Below are 19,939 nucleotides of genomic sequence, written 5' to 3'. Positions count from 1 at the left end.
ATACAATCATTTAGATATTATTAATTCAGTTATTCTTTAACACTACCCAAGTTTAATCCTACCACGAAGTACTTCTGTAAAAAAGGGTATACGAACAAAATCGGTACTGCGGTAACGATAGTGATGGCTGCACGGATGGAAGCCGGTGTCACCAGGGCCTGCATCTGATTGTGCTGATTGCCTGCCAGCGCAGAAGGATCGTTGTTCGTGCTCATGGTGGAACCGAGCAGCTTCATCATTTCATATTGCAGTGTGCTCAGATTGATATCTGAAGACGCATACAGGAACGTGTCAAACCAGGAGTTCCATGCGCCTACGGCGATGAATAAAGCTACGGTTGCCAGTACAGGTGTACACAGTGGAAAGATGATTTTCCAGAAAATTCTGAATTCTCCCGCACCGTCGATTTTTGCCGACTCTATGAGGCCGGCCGGGAGGGAACGGATATACGTACGGATGATAATCAGGTTGAAGGCGCTGACCAAGCTTGGAAGGATATAGACCATAAAGCTATGAAGCAGGCCTAACTGTTTAATAAGGAAATAATTTGGAATCAGTCCGGCATTGAAATACATGGTCAGGATGAACAGCATGCCAATTTTTTTACGGAGAATGTATTGTGGCTGCGCCAGTGTATACGCCAGCATCGTAGTCAGAAAAACGCCGAATACCGTCGAGAGCACCGTACGGGACACAGAGATAAAAGCGGCATGGTAAATCGTCCCTGTAATAAAGACGGCTCTGTAGTTCTCCATGGTCCAGGCACGGGGCCAGAAATATATTCCACCGGCAAGAGTGTCACTGCCGTCATTGAAAGAAACAGCCAGCGTGTGGAGGAATGGATAGAGCGTGATGGCAACCACAAAGAGCATAAATATGGTGTTGATCGTATGAAATACAATCGGCTCAATGCGGCCTGAACTTTTCGTCACAGCTTTCATATGGGCTTCCTCCTCTATACTAATCGCTCTTCGCCGAGGCGTTTTGCGATATAATTTGCGATGAATACGAGAATGACACTGACGATGGTTTTGAAGATCCCTGCAGCCGTAGCCAGAGAATAATTCCCCATAGAGATACCATATTTCACTACAAAGATATCAATGGTTTGCGACCAGTCCACAGTAAGACCGTTACCAAGCAAATATTGGAGTTCAAAGCCGGCATCCAGAATATGTCCGATGTTCATAATGAGCAAAATAACAAATGTGGATTTGATCCCCGGAAGAGTGACATAGCGCATCTTCTGAAAACGTTTAGCGCCGTCAATGGACGCTGCCTCATACAGAGAAGGATCGATCGAGGTAATGGCTGCCAGATAAATGATGGTACCCCAGCCCACCTCTTTCCACACGTTCGAAGCCCCGATAATGCCCCAGAAATATTTTCCTTCACTGAGCCACATAATCGGTTCTTTAATTAAGTGAAGCTTCATTAAGACGATATTGACAATTCCGTCATCAATCGACAGTGAAGTAGCAACGATGCCCGCTGCGATAACCCAGGACAAGAAGTGCGGCAAATACGAAATAGACTGAACGATACGCTTGAAAAACTTAGCTCTGATCTCATTTAGCAGCAAAGCCAGACCGATTGCCGTAACAGTGCCAAGCACAAGGTTAATAAAGCTCATGGCGATCGTGTTGCGCAGCACCATCATAAAGGTCTCATCTGAAAATAGAAATTTGAACTGCTGCAAGCCTACCCACTCTTGCTTGCCGAAAGAGAGCGCCGGGCGGTAGTTCTGAAAGGCCATTAACCAGCCCCAAATGGGAGCATAGTTAAAGATAATTAAATAAATGGCAATCGGTACGGACATGAAAACAAGCTGCTTCTGCATTTTCAGCGTTTTCCAGCTAAGACTCACACCGATTTCCGGATCGACTTTGCGTTTTCTGGTCTTCTGAGTTTTGACCTGTTTGTCCAGTACGGCATCAGACATTAGTGTTCCCCTCCTGTAAAATCATTCTCTCCATACTATCCGGATTAATGAAGAGCGGGAAATACGATTTCCCGCTCTATTCTTTGTCTTGAAACCGACTACTTCACACTCCACTTTTCGATGCGCTGCTGGATACCTTCATTTATCCGGTCTTCATAAGCCTTGATGTCCAGCTTATGAATGCGGTCGACATAATCTTGCCAGACCCCTTCAAATTCATCGGGACTTGCCATAATGGCCTTCGGCAAATATTTGACTTGAAGGTCATTCAGCTTGGACTGCGCAAGCTTGGCTGCCGAACCGTCCTTAAGAACGATGGAGTAAGCAGGGAAGTAGATATAATTTTCTTTCGGTTCCTTGAAGAATTCGGACCATGTTTTCTTGTTATACGCTTTCAGGATTTTCTGATCATAAGGTTTCAGACTGTCGAAGAATTCCTGCGGCTGAGTTCCGGCATCAGCTGCATTCCCGTCGCTGTAGGTACCTTGAATTTTCGGCATATAACCAAACATAGTCGTGATTTTGTTAGCCAACTGCCAGCTTGTTTGATCCGCATTTGCCCGTTGTTCCGGCGTCCGGTAGAACATGCCGTCTTCCTTCACTTCATAGTCTTCGCCTTTGACGCCCCATTGGAGAGTTTTCTGCCAATCTTCTGTAATCATCTGATCCAGGAATTTGATAATCCGGACAGGGTCCTTGGCATTGATCGATATCCCTAATCCGCGGTTGGTGCCGACCGCTCCGCGGTCACGATACCATTCCTCAGCGCCCGGATAGAGCAGAGGGAAGCCGATATAGGTATTTTCAATTTTACCCTGGGAAATCAAAGAGGTTTCCCCATCCTGGAAGTTCCAGTGCTGGTCAAACATACCGATGACTTTACCGCTTGCGATTTTGGCCAGGTACTGGTCGTAGTTCTGTACGAAAGCTTCTTTATCCATCAAACCTTGAGCGTTAATTTCATTAAGCTTCTTATAATAGGTCTTAGAAATGTCCTTATCGGCAAAAATCTGCGCTTTGTTGTTGTCTACAATAACGCCACCGTCATTCGGATGGCCCGCCAAATGCTCAGGAGCGTTCTGAAGCGGGAATACACGCCAGTCGAAGTTGAGCGATTCAAATCCGATCATATCCGGGTGCTTTTCTTTATATTTAGCGATGATATCGAAATATTCATCCAGAGTCTTAGGAGTCGGATATCCCATTTCCTCAAGCACTGCCTTTTGAAGCCAGAAGCCTGGTCCCTGATAAGTTGGTTCGGTAATCTTTCCTTGATAAACCCCATAGCTTGGCAGAACGTAGATATGTCCGTCGGTCTCATCCTTGATCTGATTCCAGACCGCGGCATAATGTTTTTTCAGGTTGGGAGCGTACTTCTCAATCAAATCTTCAAGGGGAATGTACGCCTTGGCATTGAGTAATTTGTCATCGCCCGACATAAGGTCCGGGTAATCTCCTCCGGCAATCATAACCCCCAGCTTCTGCTGCAGGTCGCCCACCAGAAGCTCCGTTTTAAAGCTGACGCCGGTTTTTTCTTTAATCAGTTTGAGAATCTTGTTGTCCTCCGTAGGCGTCTGCCCAGGACTGGCCAAAAATACCGAGAATGTTACAGGAGCATTATCGTCTCCATTTGCCGCCGGACTAGCGTTTCCTGCATTTGCCGCCGGACTAGCGTCTCCCCCATTCGCTGTGTTGCCGTTTGCGTTGTTTGTGTTGTTCGAGCTGCAGCCTGTCAGTGCCAGTGCAAGCGCGAATGTACCAGCTGCTATTGCCCGGGTTGAACGTTTTGCCGTTTTGTGCATTTTGTTATGCCTCCCCTTTTTGGCTAATTGCTTTTTGTTTGCTGTCAATCACCTGGTGATATCATTAATTATACCTTCCAAGAATACGCTTCCAATTCATAAACTATAGTTCTTACCCCCTAAAAATATGAAATATGAAAACGCTTGCTGCTTATATACTCCTTAGAATTGTTAACGTACACGGCATGTACATACCGGATTATAGTAAACGTTTTTCCTTTGGTAAAGCTCGTGCTGAACAGAATAGGGCTGGCGTAATACGCCAACCCCAGCCAGCCCAGTTCTATTATACAGACAGAACAGGCATCTTCCTATTTTCTTAACGGATGAATGTATAAGTGCTTCCGGCTTCTCCGGTGAACGAAACGGAATCAAGACCAGGACCCTCCAGCCGGCAAGGACCGGAAACGGTGCATGTCACAACTGCTCTCGTAACAACGCCCTCTTCCCAGGCAAAGTCGAGGATATATCCCCCCCTAGCCCGCAGACCCTTGACGCTTCCCTCGCTCCAGCTTTGCGGCAAAGCGGGCAGCAGCTCAATTCTCTCGGTATGGCTTTGCAGCAGCATTTCGGCAATCCCCGCCGCTCCTCCAAAATTACCGTCAATCTGGAATGGAGGGTGGTTATCAAACAGGTTAGGCAATGTCGAATGCTCCAGAAGAGCGCGGACGTTTGCGTAGGCTTTGTCCTCATCCTTCAATCTGGCCCAGAAGTTTATGATCCAGGCCCGGCTCCAGCCGGTGTGGCCGCCGCCGTTGGCTAGCCTGCGTTCCAGTGTCGTCCGCGCCGCTTCAGCCAGCTCCGGTGTACGCTCCACGGTGAAGGCGTCGCCGGGGTACAGCGCAAATAAGTGCGAGATGTGCCGGTGCCCGGGCTCCACTTCTTCATAATCCTCCATCCACTCCTGAATCTGGCCGTATTTTCCGATTTGCGGTTTAGGAAGACGCCTCAGGGCGGCGGAGAGTTCTTCGCGGAACGCCTCATCCCTGCCAATGATTTCGGCACTGCGGATGCAGGCCCCGAACAGGGCGTCTATAATCTGAAAATCCATCGATGCCCCGGCGCAGAGCACTCCCGATTCGCCGCTGGGCAGCTTATAGGTGTTCTCAGGGGAAACGGACGGACAGGTAATCAGCCGTCCGTCGGCGTCTTCGATCAAATAATCAAGCAGGAACTGAGCGGCCTCCTTCATCGTCTCATACGCCTGTGCCAGAAAATAACGATCCTGGCTGAACCGGTAGTGCTCCCAAAGGTGCAGGCACAGCCACGCGGCGCCAAGCGGCCAAAAGGAAGCCGGCAGGTAGGTATCCTGCGGAGCCGTGTCTGCCCAGATATCCGTATTATGATGCGCAGTGAAACCACCGCAGCCGTACATGACCCTGGCTGTGACCCTCCCCGGCAGCCGCATCCGCTCGATCAGATCAAACAGCGGCTCATGACATTCAGCGAGGTTGCAGGTCTCCGCAGGCCAATAATTCATTTGCGCATTGATATTAATCGTAAATTTGCTGTCCCAGGCCGGGGTGAAGCTGTCGTTCCAGATCCCCTGCAGATTGGCGGGTAAGGAGCCTTGGCGGCTGGAGGCGATAAGTAAATAGCGGCCATACTGGAAATAGGTCGCTATCAGCCCGTTGTCCTCCTCCCCCTTGCGAAACCGTTCCAGCCGTTCGTCGGTCGGCAACGCACACTGGTGCGGGTTCTCCGGCAGTGTCAGCTCAACCCGCCCGTACAATTTACGGTAATCCGAGATATGCCGGGACAGCAGCTCTTGATAGGGAACCCGGCTCAGCTCTTCCAGCTGTCTCTTGGCATAAAGCTCCGGATCGGGGTGACGGAAAGAGGTTCCTGCGGCAAGCAGCAGCGTAACTGAGCTTGCGCCATCCACCAGCAAATACTCGCCTATGGTCCGGCAAATGCCGTCTTCCGTTACTGCCTTCAAGACAGCAGCAAATGAGCTGCCTCCCTTGCCGCCGCACTCACCGCTCACCGCCAGCCCGCTGTTTTGCCACTTTTCTATTCTCTCCAGATATCTCCAGTTGTGGCGGTTAAACCTTGCTTTTAAGGAAATCCCGTCCTTATGGTCGGTCGAAATTCGGATGGAAATGGCCTGATCCGGATAGCTGGCAAACATCTCCCGGATATACTGAACCTCACCGATCCTATAACTGATCCGGGATACACCGTTCTCCAGATCAAGCTCTCTTCTATACTCTTCGGCAGGCTGTCCGTGACCGCCAAAGGACAGCAGCAGTTCCCCCAGCGGCATATAATGGCGCTGCGCTTCGGGAAGACCCGCCATCGACATTCCAGCCAGTTCCTCTGCCTCCTTCAGCCTTCCCTCCAGAATCAGCTTGCGGATTTCGTGCAAATGAGGCAGCGCGTCCTCGTTGTTGCGGTCGCGGGGACCGCCGTACCATACGGAATCCTCATTGAGCTGCAGCTTCTCCTCGGCTGTACCGCCAAAAATCATAGCACCGAGCCGACCGTTTCCAATCGGCAATGCCTCATTCCATTCCCCCGCCGGCCCGCTGTACCACAACCGCTGAGGGCGTTCCGTGCTTATCATGATTGCTTCGCTCCTTCCATCAGCATTTATGAATTTACCGATAACGGTATTGTAATTAGTCCAGCTCCACCAGCGCCTTAATTACCTTAGATTCTGGCTGGAGCCAGCTCTCGAACCGGCTGATCATGTCCGCAAATCTGCTGCGGTTGGTAATGTAACTGCCGACATCGATGTAACCGTCTTTGATGGCATCAAGGACTCGCTCAAAGTCTTCCCGGGTGGCATTTCTGCTGCCCTGTACCGTCATTTCACGTGCATGAAAATCGGGATCATTGAAGGTAATCATGCCTTTCACCAAGCCAACATAGGTCAAGGTTCCCCCATGGCCGACAAAACCAAAGGCACTTTCCATGGATGAAAGATTGCCGGTGGAATCGATAACATAGGGCAGGAAGCTGCCGTCCGTAAGCTTGGACAACTGTTCCTTAGGCTCGCGTAGTGCGTTCACCGTATGCTTTGCCTGCGCCCATTCCCTGCAAAAGTCCAAACGTTCGTCGTTTACATCCATGCCTATCACCTTCGCTCCGGCAGATCTGGCCATTGCCATCACTCCTAGACCGATCGGTCCGGCACCGATAACCAGGACTTGGTCCCCGGCGCCAAGACCCGAGCGGCGGACGGCGTGTGCGCCGATGGCCAGCGGCTCCAGCATGGCCGCCTGATCAAGCGACAGCCCTTCCGTTTTCAATAGATTTTGTATAGGCAAGGCCACTCGTTCCCTCATTCCGCCGTCCAAATGAACGCCGAACACCCTCATATTCTGACAGCAGTTGGTTTTGCCGCTCAGGCAGGCCCGGCACTTGCCGCAATGAAGATATGGAATGACACTGACCTGCTCGCCGGCCCGCAGGCCCCCCGGATTATCACCAATGTGCTCAATCGTTCCGGACAGCTCGTGTCCAAGCACGCGCGGGTAGGTGAAATAAGGCTGGTTGCCCCGGTAAGCATGCAGATCGGTACCGCAAATACCGATCCGGCGAATCCTTACAATCGCTTCGCCCGCATGGAGTTCCGGCTCCGGCAGATCTTCCCTGTATACGAATTTCCCGATTTCCTCGCAGATAATTCCCTTCATTATAGACGCTCTCCGATCTGATCCCGCTCTTTGTCCCACTCCGGCCGGCCGCTCGGCCATGTTGCGCCGTCGATCGGCTTCAGGATCTCCAATACTTCCTTCAGCAATTGTTCATCCATCGGCTCTTCCGTCCACAATATATTGTTGCGGATATTTGCCGGTGTCGCCGTGCTTACCAAGGTTGTCGGAATCTGCTCATTGGCAGTGGAGAACTGGACCGCCAGCTTCGTAATATCCTCTCCCTTATCCCGGCAGTATTCGGCGGCACGCTGGCACGCAGCCTGGATGTCCCCGCCCGCCGGATGCCAGTCAGGTACCTGGCGGCTGCTCAGCAGGCCCATGGAAATGGGCGACGCGTTGATCAGTCCGGTTCCCTTCCGCTCCAGCAGCGGAAGGAGGCGAAGCAGCGTGGTATCGTTCAGCGAATAATGGCAATACGACAGAATCACATCCAGAGCGGTTCGGGACAACACCGTTTCGAAGACATTCAGGGGCAGGCCGGTCACACCAAAGAAACGGATCTTCCCGGACTGCTTCAATTCCTCCAGGGCCGGAATCCCTTCTTCCATCACCTGCTCCATCGAACCGAATTCAATGTCATGCAGCTGCAAAATATCCAGATAGTCCGTTCCCAGCCGGCGCATACTTTCCTCCGCGCTGCGGATTACCCGTTTCTTGGAGAAATCAAAATCATCCTGACCGTAACGTCCGGCCTTCGTGCTTATAATGTAGCGGTCCCTCGGAACCGTCTGCAGCGCCTCACCAAGTACTGTCTCCGCTTTCATCAACCCGTAATATGGAGAAACGTCAATGAGATTAATCCCCATGTCGATAGCGGTATGAACCGTGCGGATTCCCTCTTCCTTCGGAACCTCCCGGAATACGCTTCCAAGTGAAGACGCACCGAAACTTAACACAGAGACATCCAGACCCGTATTCCCCAGCTTTCTGTACTTCATCGCGCCTAACCTCCAATATACTGTGAATTTAACTTGTAAAATCTCGCCGCATTCGCTCCGAAGATTGGCTCCATCTCTTGCGGGGATAACCGGTCCTGCAACGCTATCCGCAATATATCCATGACTTCATCATAGGTTGCGGCTTGAAGGCATACGGGCCAATCGCTGCCGAAGAGCAGCCTTTCGGGTCCAAACAGGTCCAGCATTTCATGTACATAGACCGTAAAATCCTCATGGGTCCAGCCTTGTGGATGAGCCTCTGTCACCATCCCGGAAAGCTTGCAGTAAATGCCAGGATGCTGCGCAATCTCCGCCATCTGAGTTCGCCACGGCTCCAGTCTGTCTGATGCAATCGGCGGCTTCGCGAGATGATCGATGACCCCTCTCAGTCCTGGAACCCGTTCCAGCAGCTCTATAAGCTGCGGAAGCTGATCCGCCAGAACAAGCAGGTCGACGGGAAGATCCTCCTCCGCTAAATATGAAAGCGCTTCTATATAGGGGGTAGATAAAAGAATGCCGGGATTGTCCATCTCCTGTATCATCACGCGAATGCCGGTGAATTTCGGGTGCTCGCAGAGCTGCCGGTATTGCGTTTTGAATAACGGGCTCTCAAGGTCCAGCCACCCGATCACGCCAGCTATAGAGTCAGCATGTTTGCTTAATTCAAGAATATATTCCGTCTCCTCCACCGTTGGCGCAGCCTGTACCACAATCGTGTGGCTGATTCCGTGTTTTTGCAAGTGCGGTTCAAGATCGGAGGGCAGATAATCCCGATACAGCACCGGTATTTCGGGTGTAATCCATCCGTAATCATTTCTGTCAATCTTCCAGTAATGCTGATGAGCGTCAATACGCATTACCCCACCTCCATTCCATCTTATTGTAAGCATCGGATCAAAGAATAAAAATAGCTTAAACAAACAAATTTATACCTTATTTTGATATGATGGCTGTAAGAGTCTAGAGTTCAACAAAGGAGGCGGGGCAATGAAACCGATCCGAAAGACTTTCGGCAACGAGTTGCCGTTTTCTCTGCTTCTGCACTACAAGGAAACAAAAAGCCCGCAGCATGAGCTGCCGGACCATCTGCATCACTGGTATGAGTTCGTTTACGTCTACAGGGGAAAAGGGACTTTTTTTATTGATCAGACGTTCTACGAGATGTGCCAGGGTGACATCATCGTCATTCCCGGCAATACGGTGCACCGGGGATTTCCCGACAAAGAAGAGCCGGTAACGTCCTCTGCCGTTTTTTTCAGCCCCTACCTTGTTAATAACAACACATTCAGCGAGGCCTATACCTATCTTAGGCTATTTGATACAGCCAAGAAGAACAAGCAATACAAATATACCCTGCCTCCTGAACACGCCCAAATCATAGAAAGCGATATCCTGGCCATCCATGAAGAATGGGAGCAGAGACGCCCGGACGGGGGCCACGCCATGGCGCTGCTGCTCCATCTCGCACTGCTTCACTTAAACCGGTACTGCTTGCCGCAGGCAGCCGAGCCGGGCGCCACAAGCACCTTGGTCCCGGATTGGTTCCGTGAAGCACTCGCCTATATCAATGACCATCTGGACGGGCAGCTGGAGCTTCACGCGCTGGCGAAACGGGCAGCCGTATCTTCAGCCCATTTCAGCCGCGTCTTCAAACAGCGGCTGGGTATGAATGCGGGCGAATATATTTCCACCAAACGGATTTTTGCGGCCAAGGATCGCTTGCTCCAGTCCAATGACAAAATTGAGCAAATTGCCATGTCCTGCGGCTTTGAGAGCATGCCCCATTTTTACCGTACATTTAAAAAATATACGGACATGACTCCTGCCGCCTACCGGAAGAGCAACCGGCCGTCCTGAGGCATTGATTGTTATTTTAGATTTCCACTCGGTTTATTCCAAAGTAAAAGAAGCCAGACTGGCACCTCCATGGCCGGTATATGTAAAATACAGTGCTTGTACACCGTCCGGAATAGCCAAATCTGTGGAGTATTCCTCCCAGACATTCGAAAAACCTACCGGTATCCGTCCGAGAGCCGGTCCGTCCCATGACGTTTTTACTTCAAAGGTGCCGTGGCAATATCCGCGCACCTTAATTTTGACTTTTCGGATTCCCTCGCAAGCAAAATATTTAAACCCAGCGGTAGCGGAATCCGTCATATTGGCAATATAGCCGATTTCCTCGTCGCCATCCCTGCCGTCCTGAGTAATCTTCGGAAACCGGCTGTCCATCCATGCTCCCATACGGCCAAAGCCTCCGGTGTAGATTTCCTGATCTTTGCAGAACAAATGGCAGGCCAGATATGCCGGATATTCTCCCCGGCCTTCAAGCGGTCCTCCGTTCGGACCGCTGGATGTAATCTCCACCTGCGGAATAGTGCCATCCCCGCGGAATTCAATCCTCTCGATACAGCCCTGCCGGCAGAATGCCGTTCCATTGGTGTGGCGATGATAAAAAATGTACCATTCCCCGTTGATTTGGGCGATACTGCCATGATTATTGCCGCCGTAATACATCGGCTGATTCGCCGGCTTATATGAATCAATATGAAGATCGCAATTGCTGACAATGACTCCCTGGTAAATGAAGTCTCTGGTCGGATGCTTGCTGGTCGCATAACACAACTCATGCATGGAGATTGAGGAATAAATAAGGTAGTAGGTATCTCCCTTTTTGCGGATGGATGGCGCTTCAAAGAACTCATAACCTTCGAATCCGCTCCCCTTGCTGTAAGGCTGGCTCGGCGCAACAAACACAGGCTCTTCGACGATCGTCAGCATATCCGGGCCAAGCACCGTTGCCATGGCGCCGTGTCTGGATGAGTCGCCGTAGCCACAGAATCCGGTGTACAGGTAGGTGTTCTCTCCTTCGGTCAGCACACCCGGGTCAAATTGCGGCTCGTCGCCCTCTCTTTCCCCAAGGCGTGTTCCATCCGCATATCGTACGTAGCCGTAGAACTCATACTTGCCGCCCGGTGTATCGCAGACCGCCACCGAAACAACTGGAACCTTGTCAAGAACATAGTAGAGATAGTACCGCCCGTCTGGTCCGACGGTAACATCGGGAGCATACAGACACATGTTTCCTCCTGGATTAAGCGGATCGTCTGTAGTCTTATAGATCACACCCTCATAACGCCAGTCCGCCAGATTCTCCTCCGGGGCTGACCAGCAGACATAGTCATTCAAGCAAAAAGCATGTCCGTTAAAACGGTCGTGCGAGCCATACACATACACTCTGCCTTCAAAAACATGCGGCTCACCGTCGGGGGTATATTCCCAGGACGGGAGATACGGATTTAATCCTTGTTGTTTTATCATCGCAATTTCATCCTTGTCATAAATTAATTTAGTCCCTTACAGTATAGTGACGTGACTTTAGCGAAGTCCATGACATATAGCCACGTAACATTGATCTATTCATAGATTATTTGCGTTGTTCAGATAATGATTTGCAGCGCAAAGCAAATTATTATCAGTAATAAAAAAGGAACCTGAAGAGCGTCTATCACCCTCCAGATTCCTCACCAGCCGATGAAATGCTTCTCACCGCTTCGGCTTATCAAAATTATCCTATACCCATCTATATATTTTGATATCGACTCCCAATTCGGTTGGTAATCCTTCTGCAACATATACATCATCGTTCAAAAAAGATAATGCCCTGCTATTCGTAATCATTTTAGGATGTGTACGAAACAAAGCATCGTTCCATTTCTTACCTGCATCGCCATTGTTTTCGATATAGATTTGACATTCTTCTCCTGTAAAATCTTTCCCTTGAAGCATATACCTTGCCGATAAGCTATGCCGGTCACCATTCTTGCCGATGATTTGTGTATCTACTCCTCCCGCCAGTACCTCTCCCTGAAAGTATTTTCCTGTCACATTGCCGGTAAATGAAATCATAACAACCGAATCTCCATCCTCTCGATGCAGTTCTGCAGTTTGTCCGATTGTCACATGAACAGTGAACACTTCTTCCAATTGCATATAATCCCTCCTCAGCGCGGCCGGTTTAAGTGGGCAGATAAAAATTTTGCTGTAATGTCAAGCACCTGTGGACTCCAGAAGCCTGGTCCGTGATCCGCGCCTGCCACCTTATAAAATAAAACGTTATGTCCATGCGCTTTCAAAGCCTTATACATCTCTATACTCTGGTTAATATGTACCACGTGGTCACTGTCTCCATGCACGATCAAACACGGCGGAAGCGCTTTATCCAAATCCTGATGAATAGGGCTCGCCTTCTTCGCCAGTTCTGTATGTTCCTGTACTGCCCCGCCAATAAACAAGCCTTCCGGAGAGTCGGCTGCATCGTGGTCAAGAATATTATTATACTTCCCTAAGGTCAGCAGGTCCGAAACCCCGTAATAATCGATGACTGCGTTAACCTCGTCCGACTGTTCACTGTACAGACCGTTATCGTACTCGCCCATGGTAAGCCCCGTCATCAATGAAAGGTGTCCGCCGGAGGAATCTCCCCATACCGCTACGCGGTTCACATCAATTCCATACTCCTCTGCATTCTTGCGCATATAACGGATCGCACATTTCACATCTTCAACTGCTGCCGGGAAGGGTGCGATGTCGGTGTCCCGGATTTCAACGCTGGCTACCACGTACCCTTTTGCTGCAATATGGGAGAGGTTAGGAAGGCCGGAATATACATCCTGTTTCCTCCATGCAGAACCTTGGATAAAGACGACCAGAGGAAATGTATATCCGCTGCGGCTTGGTATAATAATTTGCAGTTTTCTTTCCACCCCCCCGTAGGTTGCGTAAACTACATCAGGGCGGTATGTACAAGAATAATAGGAGCCTCCTTCCGCAAAATCCCCATACAGAATCTGAGTACCTTCGGGTGTTTCGTTGGCTGCAATATCCGCTGCTTTCTGATCCACTGTTAACCACTCCTTGGATATAAAAGTATCCTTACTAAATTCCTCCACAACAATGTATCATAACTATGCATCCTATTTATATATGAAAATCAAGCAACCCTGCCAACAAGAAAGGCGGGCCTTGCCAAATTCATCTTTTAGATATAAATTAATATTCTTGCCAGAAGTTTACTGTTATCTAAGGATCGAAGATAGTTACCATTTCACGTTACCAAACCTTTATGGGAAGATTATTGATTTTGAAAGAGAGGCGATCGATATGAGCTGGTTAAGTGATCTCTATAAATTACAGAAGCGGGAACCAACCAAGGACATCGAGCCCTCTTTGGTTGATGCCATCTTCCGGATTTATGATCGGTTTCCGAGGCTGGGTCTTAGAGAACGTATCGGACAGCAGGATATGTCTCTGGACATAGCTGATGCCTATATAAATGGCCGTAACGCCATGATTGAAGCCGGAGTGGGGATCGGCAAGTCCTTTGGATACCTCATCCCAAGCCTGCTTATTAATCAAGTGTCACGGCAGCCGGTCATTATTGCAACATCCTCCATTCAGCTGTCAGAGCAAATCCATAAAGACCTGAGAGTGATCGGAAGCCGGCTCGGATTCACAACGGTTCGCTCCGTCGTCGGAAAAGGAATGGGCCAATATGCCTGCCGGCACAGGGCAGCGGGCTTGTTCAAGCCTGATGATGCAAGCTCCCCCCTGTCTGCCCTTGCCCAGCGTATTTTGAATTATGAGATTGATGAAAGAGCGGATATCAAGGGCGGGATCAGTGATGCTGAATGGGCTAACGTATGCGTGAATGATTGTAAATTTGAACGTTGCCAGCATAAAAATGGATGTTTGTTCTATGATATGAGAGCTAAAATTAATGCTAAGATCGGCGATATTGATTTCATTATCGTAAATCAGGATCTGCTCATCCGGGATTTGATTAAGAAAAAGGAAGGTACACGGGGCATCATTACGGAACGGCCGGCTCTGATCGTGATTGATGAGGCTCATAATCTGGAGGCAAAGGTTAGGGATGCAGGAACAGCCGAGTTTACCTTCCGCAGAACCTGCCGGATTCTGTACGACGCTTTGCAGATTCTTTTTAAGCAGTCCGGGGATAAAAGCCTTTTTTCACAATCCAAATTTCTAAAAAGATGCGTTGAACAGGTTTTTAAACAGATCGAAGCGGATTTACTCCACGCAGCCAAACAGGATACTGACCGTATAAAAGTGTCTCCGATTACAGGTATACCGTTAACCCGGGTCGCACATGATTTGAAGGATCTTACGCTTAGCCTCTCGGTTCTAACTTCCCGGAACGAGCGGGAGATCGATGATGTTTTTGAAGCCATGAACGGACTTATAGACCTCTTTAATGTCCTGGCCGGAGCAGAGGATAACTATCTCCTATGGGCAAGCAAACCCCTGCGTGAAGCTACGGTCAGCATCTGTCCCAAAGATATAAGCCAGTTTTTAAAATATACGTTATTCAACAGCAAGACATCCGTTATCTTAACGTCAGCAACGATGTGTCAAGGCGGAGAAACGCTGGAGGAGCAATATGCTTATTTGACGCAATCCCTTGGGTTTTCGGGTGATTATATGGACCGCCAGCCTTCACCCTTTGATTACAACAGCCATGCTATGATGTATATCTCGGGGAATATCCCCTTCTACCGCCATGATAAACGAGAAATCTATCTGGAAGCAGCCTATAAAGAAATGGTTAGGCTCTGTAATCTGACACAAGGTAGAACACTGGTCCTTTTTTCAGCTAAAGAGGATATGAAGTACATTTATAAGAAGCTGCTTTCGGGTACGGATAAGTTCACATGGGCACTTCATGCACAAAAAGAGGGGTCTTCCCAGGACGGGGTAATCGCTGAATTCCGGGGCAGTAAAGGTGTCCTCCTTAGTACCGGTGTCTTCTGGGAAGGCGTGAATATCGAAGGCTCCGACCTGTCGCAGGTTATTATTTTCCGTCTGCCCTTCCCTGTTCCAGCTGATCCTATCTATGAATATAAGGCAGCTTTGGCGGAGAATCCTTTGCAGGAAGTGTTTGTACCGGATATGCTACTTCGGTTAAGGCAAGGCACCGGACGCCTGATCCGCAGTGAAACCGATCTGGGTGTACTCAGCATCCTTGATTCCCGTCTCTGCATCGCAGCCCGTAAGGATTACCGGGACAAGGTACTGGAAACTTTACCGTTTAAGAGGATTACTGAGGATTTCACGGTTCTGGAGCAGTTTGTCCAGGAGAAGGGGATCAAGCATAACGTTTGAAAATGGGACAAGCCTGCCGGGGCTCTGCGGCAGGCTATCGTCCGTACACTAAAACTTCAGCATCTGCTCTAACTTTCCTTGTTGCGGGGCTATTATCCTGCAAAGGCCCGCCGGCATCGTGCCCGATCGGGCCTTGAACTTTCCTGAACGGAGCTAATCACTATCGGAAGACCGTTAAAGTAAGGATCAAGGTACCGATCGAACACTTCGCTCATCCTTGAAAAAGTTATGGTTTCATATTTATCCGGCTCATATCCCCATTTCCAGACCCGCATAAATTCACTCCTTACGTATTGTAGGAAGATTAACTTCCTGCGTTGTTCATGCGACTGTTAAGGAGAAGGAGATTCGCTTATCAGGTCGTTTAATAAATTTGCGAGCGGCGTCTCCGTCTCCGCCATTACTGCTCTCTCCTTGAATAACCCAATGTCTTTGGCGGCAATCCAGCTGTTCGGGAGACCTTGCAACGTAATTTGCTCGGCATTAAGCGCAATTAACTTGCCAAAATTTTGATACACCGGAGCGGTAAACATCGTCCGAGAGAGCATTTCCATCATTTCCGAAGGATTGATTCCGTTTTTTTGCGCCATTCTGCACGCCTCCATCATGGCTTCCATGGCCGTAAAGCTAATGAAGTTGCCACAAATCTTGACAATTAAGGCTGAGCCGATCCTTTCACCGAAATCAAAAATCCCTTGTCCCATCGCATCCAGAAGCGGCAAGGCTCGTTTCTTCGCCTCCTTCGATCCCGCGATGCAGAACCATAATTTTCGCGAGGTAGCCGCTTCGGGAGGACCAAAAACCGGCGCTTCAACATAATGACTCCCATATTCGTCATGAAAATCGGCGAGCTGCCGAGAGGTGGCGGGCGAAACGGTACTCATCGAGAGATGGAGGCCTCCACGTCCAAGCCGTTCCATAAATCCTTCGCTCCGCACAATATCTTCGAGCGCGGAATCGTCGGTCACCATAGTAATGACGATATTTCCCTTTGTAGCGGCTTCGCTCGGCCTGGAGACGAATTCGGCCCCTAGCGCGACCAGAGGCTCAGCTTTGCCTGCTGTTCGATTGTATACTCTAAGCGTGTAACCGGCTTTGATCAGATTAAAAGCCATAGCTTGCCCCATATTCCCCAATCCAATAAATCCAATAGGTGTTGTCACAGCCTTCACTTCCTTTTTTCGTTTTGAATTTCCGCATATTTGGCCAGTTTTAGATTGACCGCTTCAAACGCTCTATCGAGCTCCCATTGCCTTTCTTGAAGCTTCTGCTTGTGCTTTTCCAGCAAGTCCTGTCTTTGCGGAATGGTCGAATCGCCCTGGACGGCCAACTCGACGAATTGTTCCAATCCGGCAACGGTCATGCCGGTCGCGCGAAACCATATCATCAGGTTGATCCATTCCAGGTCCCTCTCTTCAAAAATTCGATTTCCGTAAGGGTCGCGTTGAAGAAATGGCAGCAACCCTTTCCTTTCATAAAATCGGATGGTATGAGGAGGAATCCCCAGCCTTTCCGAAGCCTCTTTAATGGATAAACTCACCTTGAGACCTCCATTTCCGGTAAGATAATATATTCCGATTTTACATGACTCCCACCAATTAGCGAGAATCTTAAATTCATAGTACACCTTAAACTTAAGTTTAAGGCAACAGCTTCTTGGAAGTGGTTGATGTGCTTTGGAACGTCAAACAGCCCCCACCTTGTTATTAAGATGAGGGCCAGTATTAGTTACAATCAGGATTTTCTCCCAATGACAAACGGCTTGATCGACCTCTCGCTGTGATTGTTATCGATCTCAAGCCTTCCGGACAGAGGGTGAGTAAAACACATCACCATGCATATGCTGGATTTTGTCCCAGTTCCCGGGATTGGTTGTGTCTGGAGAGCGGTGCTCCAGGATGTCCTGATACAGAGCGGTTTTTTGTTCCAAATGGGCAATGTGCCGTTTGGCTTCTTCAAGTTTAACGAGTGCTGCTTCTTTATGCTCCATAATAAGAGCGCAGCGCTGCGGAATGGTAGAGTCCCCTTCAAGGCAGAGGTCGATGTATATTTTAATGACTTCAATCGGCATACCGGATTGTTTGAGGCATTTGACACCATGCAGCCAGTTAATCGATTCTTCGTCGAACATCCGAACATTATTATGACTACGCTGTACGCTTGGCACCAGACCTTTATCCGTGTAAAAGCGGACGGCGTGCTCAGTGAGCCCCGTAATCATAGCGGCTTCTTTGACCGTATGCAGCTCGACTATCTCGATCTGTACCTGATTCACCAGCCGTTCGGCGATTACTACGGCGCATGGCGTGCGATGGAAGAGCTGTACCGCGAAGGCAAGATCAGGGCGATTGGTGTCAGCAACTTCCTCCCTGTCCGTCTGATGGATCTCATCATGCATAACGAAATCGTTCCTGCAGTCAACCAGATCGAAACGCACCCGTTCTTCCAGCAGGTCGAGAGCGCCGCTTTTATGAGAGAGCAGAACGTTCAGCACCAGTCATGGGCCCCGTTTGCTGAAGGACTGGGCAACATGTTCGGTAACGAAGTGCTGGCTTCAATCGCTGAAAAACACAACAAGTCCGTCGCCCAGGTCGTGTTGCGCTGGCTTGTTCAGCGTCAAGTCGTGGTTATTCCAAAATCGGTGAGAAAAGAGCGGATCGTAGAAAACTTCGACATTTTTGATTTTGAGCTGAGCACGGGAGATATTGAACAAATCTCTGCTCTCGATACGCGGGAAAGTCTATTCCTATCGTACCACGATCCGCAAGTCGCCAAGATGATGGGCAGCTGGAGAGTTGACCTGTAACCTCATCATCGCTAAATAAGCTTTTATAAATAGAGGCTTTGCACCTTATTTTTAAAGACTGAAAAAAGAGGCGGGCAACGTGAAACATAGAAATACTTCAAAGGTTTTACCAAAAGAGCTTATCATGGAAATCCAAAAATATATTCAAGGAGAGACCCTGTATATTCCTAAGCCGGAAATAGAGTATGAGAATTGGGGAATATTTTCATTTTGGTTGGAAATCTGTATTAGGACATGAGCCCGGCCAGGGGACAGTGAGTGATTATTCATCGATGAAACCCTTAGGTCCTGAAAGCTTTTGGATTGACTTGAGTTGAATACTAAAAGCAGCGGGCAGTTTGAGACTTTGATTGAAAAGTCTTACTGCGCCGCTGCTTCATTTATGAGGCTATTCTGTCTGATCCACCTGTATCAAGTCCCTATTCTTGATCTTCAGCTTCCCTTATTCGTTCCCCATCGTGCTGATATCGATGACAAACCGGTAACGGACATCTGAAGCAAGCACACGCTCCCATGCTTCATCAATCTGGTCGGCAGAAATGACCTCGATCTCAGATGCAATATTGTGTTCAGCACAGAAATCGAGCATTTCCTGCGTTTCACGAATGCCGCCAATCATGGATCCGGCGAATGAACGGCGTTGACCGATCAGCGAGAATACATTAACAGCCAACGGATCAGCAGGCGCACCGACATTGACTAATGTACCATCCAGCGCCAGGAGCGAAAGATAGGCATCGATATTAATCTGCGCGCTTACAGTATTTACAATCAGATCGAACGAACCGGCAAGCTGCTTGAATGTCCCCGGATCATTAGTCGCATAATAATGGTCCGCACCTAATTGCAAGCCATCTTCCTTCTTTTTCAGTGACTGTGACAGCACAGTAACCTCAGCTCCCATGGCATGAGCGATCTTCACAGCCATATGTCCAAGTCCGCCAAGACCCACAACAGCTACTTTTTGGCCTGGAGCGGCTCCCCAATGGCGCAGCGGTGAATAGGTAGTGATTCCGGCACACAACAGTGGTGCAGCGGCATCCAGCGGAATAGCATCAGGAATCCGGACTACGAAATCTTCTGTTACTACGATATGGGTGGAATAACCGCCCTGCGTATAGTGCCCGTACCGGTCGGTCGCTCCATAAGTGCCCGTATTTCCATGCAGGCAATACTGCTCCTCGCCTTTATGGCAACTACTGCACTCTCCGCAGGAGTCAACCATACAACCCACCCCTACCCGGTCACCAACGGAATACTTTGTAACTTCGGAACCGACCTTACTGACAATCCCGGCGATCTCATGTCCTGGAACGAGCGGATATTTGACCGGCCCCCACTCCCCGCGGGCTGTATGAATGTCCGAGTGGCAGATCCCGGCATATTTAATTTCAATAAGAACATCGTGCGGCTGAAGATCCCGGCGCTCAATGGTGGTTAGCTTGAACGGACCTTCCTGGCTGAATGTAGCACGTGCATTAACTTTTATCATAGTGTAACCTCTCTTCTAGTTATTATATTAAAATCCGCAATTCAGACTTTACAAAACATATGTTATTACTTAAAGTTAACTCTAAGTCAAGCACAAATACAATTGAGACTGGAGA

At 49.2% G+C, this 19,939-nt stretch carries 16 protein-coding genes and 3 pseudogenes; 4 read left to right on the top strand and 15 right to left on the bottom strand.

The features are described from left to right. Positions 1-29: 29 nt before the first annotated feature. The 7 genes from JRJ22_RS06520 to JRJ22_RS06490 form a co-directional block, all read right to left on the bottom strand. Positions 30-941: a carbohydrate ABC transporter permease gene (locus JRJ22_RS06520; RefSeq protein ID WP_206103742.1), complete on the bottom strand. Its 912-nt coding sequence runs from the start codon at positions 939-941 to the stop codon at positions 30-32. 14 nt (positions 942-955) lie between these two features. Further along, positions 956-1,942: an ABC transporter permease gene (locus JRJ22_RS06515; RefSeq protein ID WP_232381048.1), complete on the bottom strand. Its 987-nt coding sequence runs from the start codon at positions 1,940-1,942 to the stop codon at positions 956-958. A 98-nt stretch (positions 1,943-2,040) separates the two neighbouring features. Then, positions 2,041-3,744 carry a type 2 periplasmic-binding domain-containing protein gene (locus JRJ22_RS06510; protein WP_206103741.1) on the bottom strand — a complete coding sequence of 568 codons (1,704 nt, stop codon included), beginning with the start codon at positions 3,742-3,744 and terminating at the stop codon, positions 2,041-2,043. Positions 3,745-4,063: 319 nt separating this feature from the next. Then, entirely contained in the window at positions 4,064-6,310 is a 2,247-nt protein-coding gene (locus JRJ22_RS06505) for a glycoside hydrolase family 95 protein (protein ID WP_206103740.1), read from the bottom strand. A 55-nt stretch (positions 6,311-6,365) separates the two neighbouring features. Next, positions 6,366-7,385 (bottom strand): zinc-binding alcohol dehydrogenase family protein, encoded by a 1,020-nt coding sequence (locus tag JRJ22_RS06500; RefSeq protein ID WP_206103739.1) that lies wholly within the window; start codon positions 7,383-7,385, stop codon positions 6,366-6,368. After that, positions 7,385-8,344, bottom strand: a complete 960-nt coding sequence (locus JRJ22_RS06495; RefSeq protein WP_206103738.1) for an aldo/keto reductase — start codon at positions 8,342-8,344, stop codon at positions 7,385-7,387. The genes JRJ22_RS06500 and JRJ22_RS06495 overlap by 1 nt, the downstream gene beginning before the upstream one ends. Before the next feature lie 5 nt (positions 8,345-8,349). After that, positions 8,350-9,201: an amidohydrolase family protein gene (locus JRJ22_RS06490; RefSeq protein WP_206103737.1), complete on the bottom strand. Its 852-nt coding sequence runs from the start codon at positions 9,199-9,201 to the stop codon at positions 8,350-8,352. A gap of 130 nt (positions 9,202-9,331) precedes the next feature. Between JRJ22_RS06490 and JRJ22_RS06485 the strand changes: the two genes are divergently transcribed. Then, complete coding sequence (locus JRJ22_RS06485; RefSeq protein WP_206103736.1) at positions 9,332-10,201, top strand: AraC family transcriptional regulator; 870 nt, start codon at positions 9,332-9,334, stop codon at positions 10,199-10,201. 33 nt (positions 10,202-10,234) lie between these two features. On the opposite strand, the gene JRJ22_RS06480 is transcribed toward JRJ22_RS06485, so the two are convergent. The 3 genes from JRJ22_RS06480 to JRJ22_RS06470 all read right to left on the bottom strand — a co-directional run bounded on the left by JRJ22_RS06480 (position 10,235) and on the right by JRJ22_RS06470 (position 13,245). Further along, the gene (locus JRJ22_RS06480) at positions 10,235-11,662 is read right to left on the bottom strand and encodes a family 43 glycosylhydrolase (RefSeq protein WP_206103735.1); all 1,428 of its coding nucleotides are present in this window, start codon (positions 11,660-11,662) and stop codon (positions 10,235-10,237) included. Positions 11,663-11,914: 252 nt separating this feature from the next. After that, the gene (locus JRJ22_RS06475; RefSeq protein ID WP_206103734.1) at positions 11,915-12,334 is read right to left on the bottom strand and encodes a DUF3237 family protein; all 420 of its coding nucleotides are present in this window, start codon (positions 12,332-12,334) and stop codon (positions 11,915-11,917) included. An 11-nt stretch (positions 12,335-12,345) separates the two neighbouring features. Next, positions 12,346-13,245, bottom strand: coding sequence for an alpha/beta hydrolase (locus tag JRJ22_RS06470; RefSeq protein ID WP_206103733.1), 900 nt, complete (start codon positions 13,243-13,245; stop codon positions 12,346-12,348). Positions 13,246-13,504: 259 nt separating this feature from the next. On the opposite strand from JRJ22_RS06470, the gene JRJ22_RS06465 reads away from it, so the two are divergent. Then, positions 13,505-15,526, top strand: a complete 2,022-nt coding sequence (locus JRJ22_RS06465) for an ATP-dependent DNA helicase (RefSeq protein ID WP_206103732.1) — start codon at positions 13,505-13,507, stop codon at positions 15,524-15,526. A gap of 332 nt (positions 15,527-15,858) precedes the next feature. On the opposite strand, the gene JRJ22_RS06460 is transcribed toward JRJ22_RS06465, so the two are convergent. The 4 genes and pseudogenes from JRJ22_RS06460 to JRJ22_RS06445 all read right to left on the bottom strand — a co-directional run bounded on the left by JRJ22_RS06460 (position 15,859) and on the right by JRJ22_RS06445 (position 17,771). Then, positions 15,859-16,689: an NAD(P)-dependent oxidoreductase gene (locus JRJ22_RS06460; protein ID WP_206103731.1), complete on the bottom strand. Its 831-nt coding sequence runs from the start codon at positions 16,687-16,689 to the stop codon at positions 15,859-15,861. A 5-nt stretch (positions 16,690-16,694) separates the two neighbouring features. After that, a complete protein-coding gene (locus tag JRJ22_RS06455) occupies positions 16,695-17,066 on the bottom strand; it encodes a MerR family transcriptional regulator (RefSeq protein ID WP_206103730.1) in 372 nt (123 codons plus the stop codon). A gap of 197 nt (positions 17,067-17,263) precedes the next feature. Continuing rightward, a pseudogene (locus tag JRJ22_RS29670) lies at positions 17,264-17,332 on the bottom strand (IS66 family transposase); the annotation flags it as partial. After that, positions 17,322-17,771: a MerR family transcriptional regulator gene (locus JRJ22_RS06445; protein WP_206105002.1), complete on the bottom strand. Its 450-nt coding sequence runs from the start codon at positions 17,769-17,771 to the stop codon at positions 17,322-17,324. The pseudogene JRJ22_RS29670 and the gene JRJ22_RS06445, both read right to left, overlap by 11 nt. Here JRJ22_RS06445 and JRJ22_RS06440 point away from each other — a divergent pair. Further along, positions 17,763-18,332: pseudogene (locus JRJ22_RS06440) on the top strand (aldo/keto reductase); the annotation flags it as partial. The gene JRJ22_RS06445 and the pseudogene JRJ22_RS06440 overlap by 9 nt on opposite strands. A 79-nt stretch (positions 18,333-18,411) precedes the next feature. Next, positions 18,412-18,540 (top strand): annotated as a pseudogene (locus JRJ22_RS06435) (CD3324 family protein); the annotation flags it as partial. Positions 18,541-18,774: 234 nt separating this feature from the next. On the opposite strand, the gene JRJ22_RS06430 reads toward JRJ22_RS06435, so the two are convergent. After that, entirely contained in the window at positions 18,775-19,824 is a 1,050-nt protein-coding gene (locus JRJ22_RS06430) for an NAD(P)-dependent alcohol dehydrogenase (RefSeq protein WP_206103728.1), read from the bottom strand. Positions 19,825-19,939 lie beyond the last annotated feature (115 nt).

This window comes from Paenibacillus tianjinensis, assembly GCF_017086365.1.
GTDB lineage: Bacteria > Bacillota > Bacilli > Paenibacillales > Paenibacillaceae > Paenibacillus_AQ > Paenibacillus_AQ tianjinensis.
Note: the sequence above shows the minus strand (reverse complement) of the source record. Positions and strands in the feature narration are given on the sequence as shown.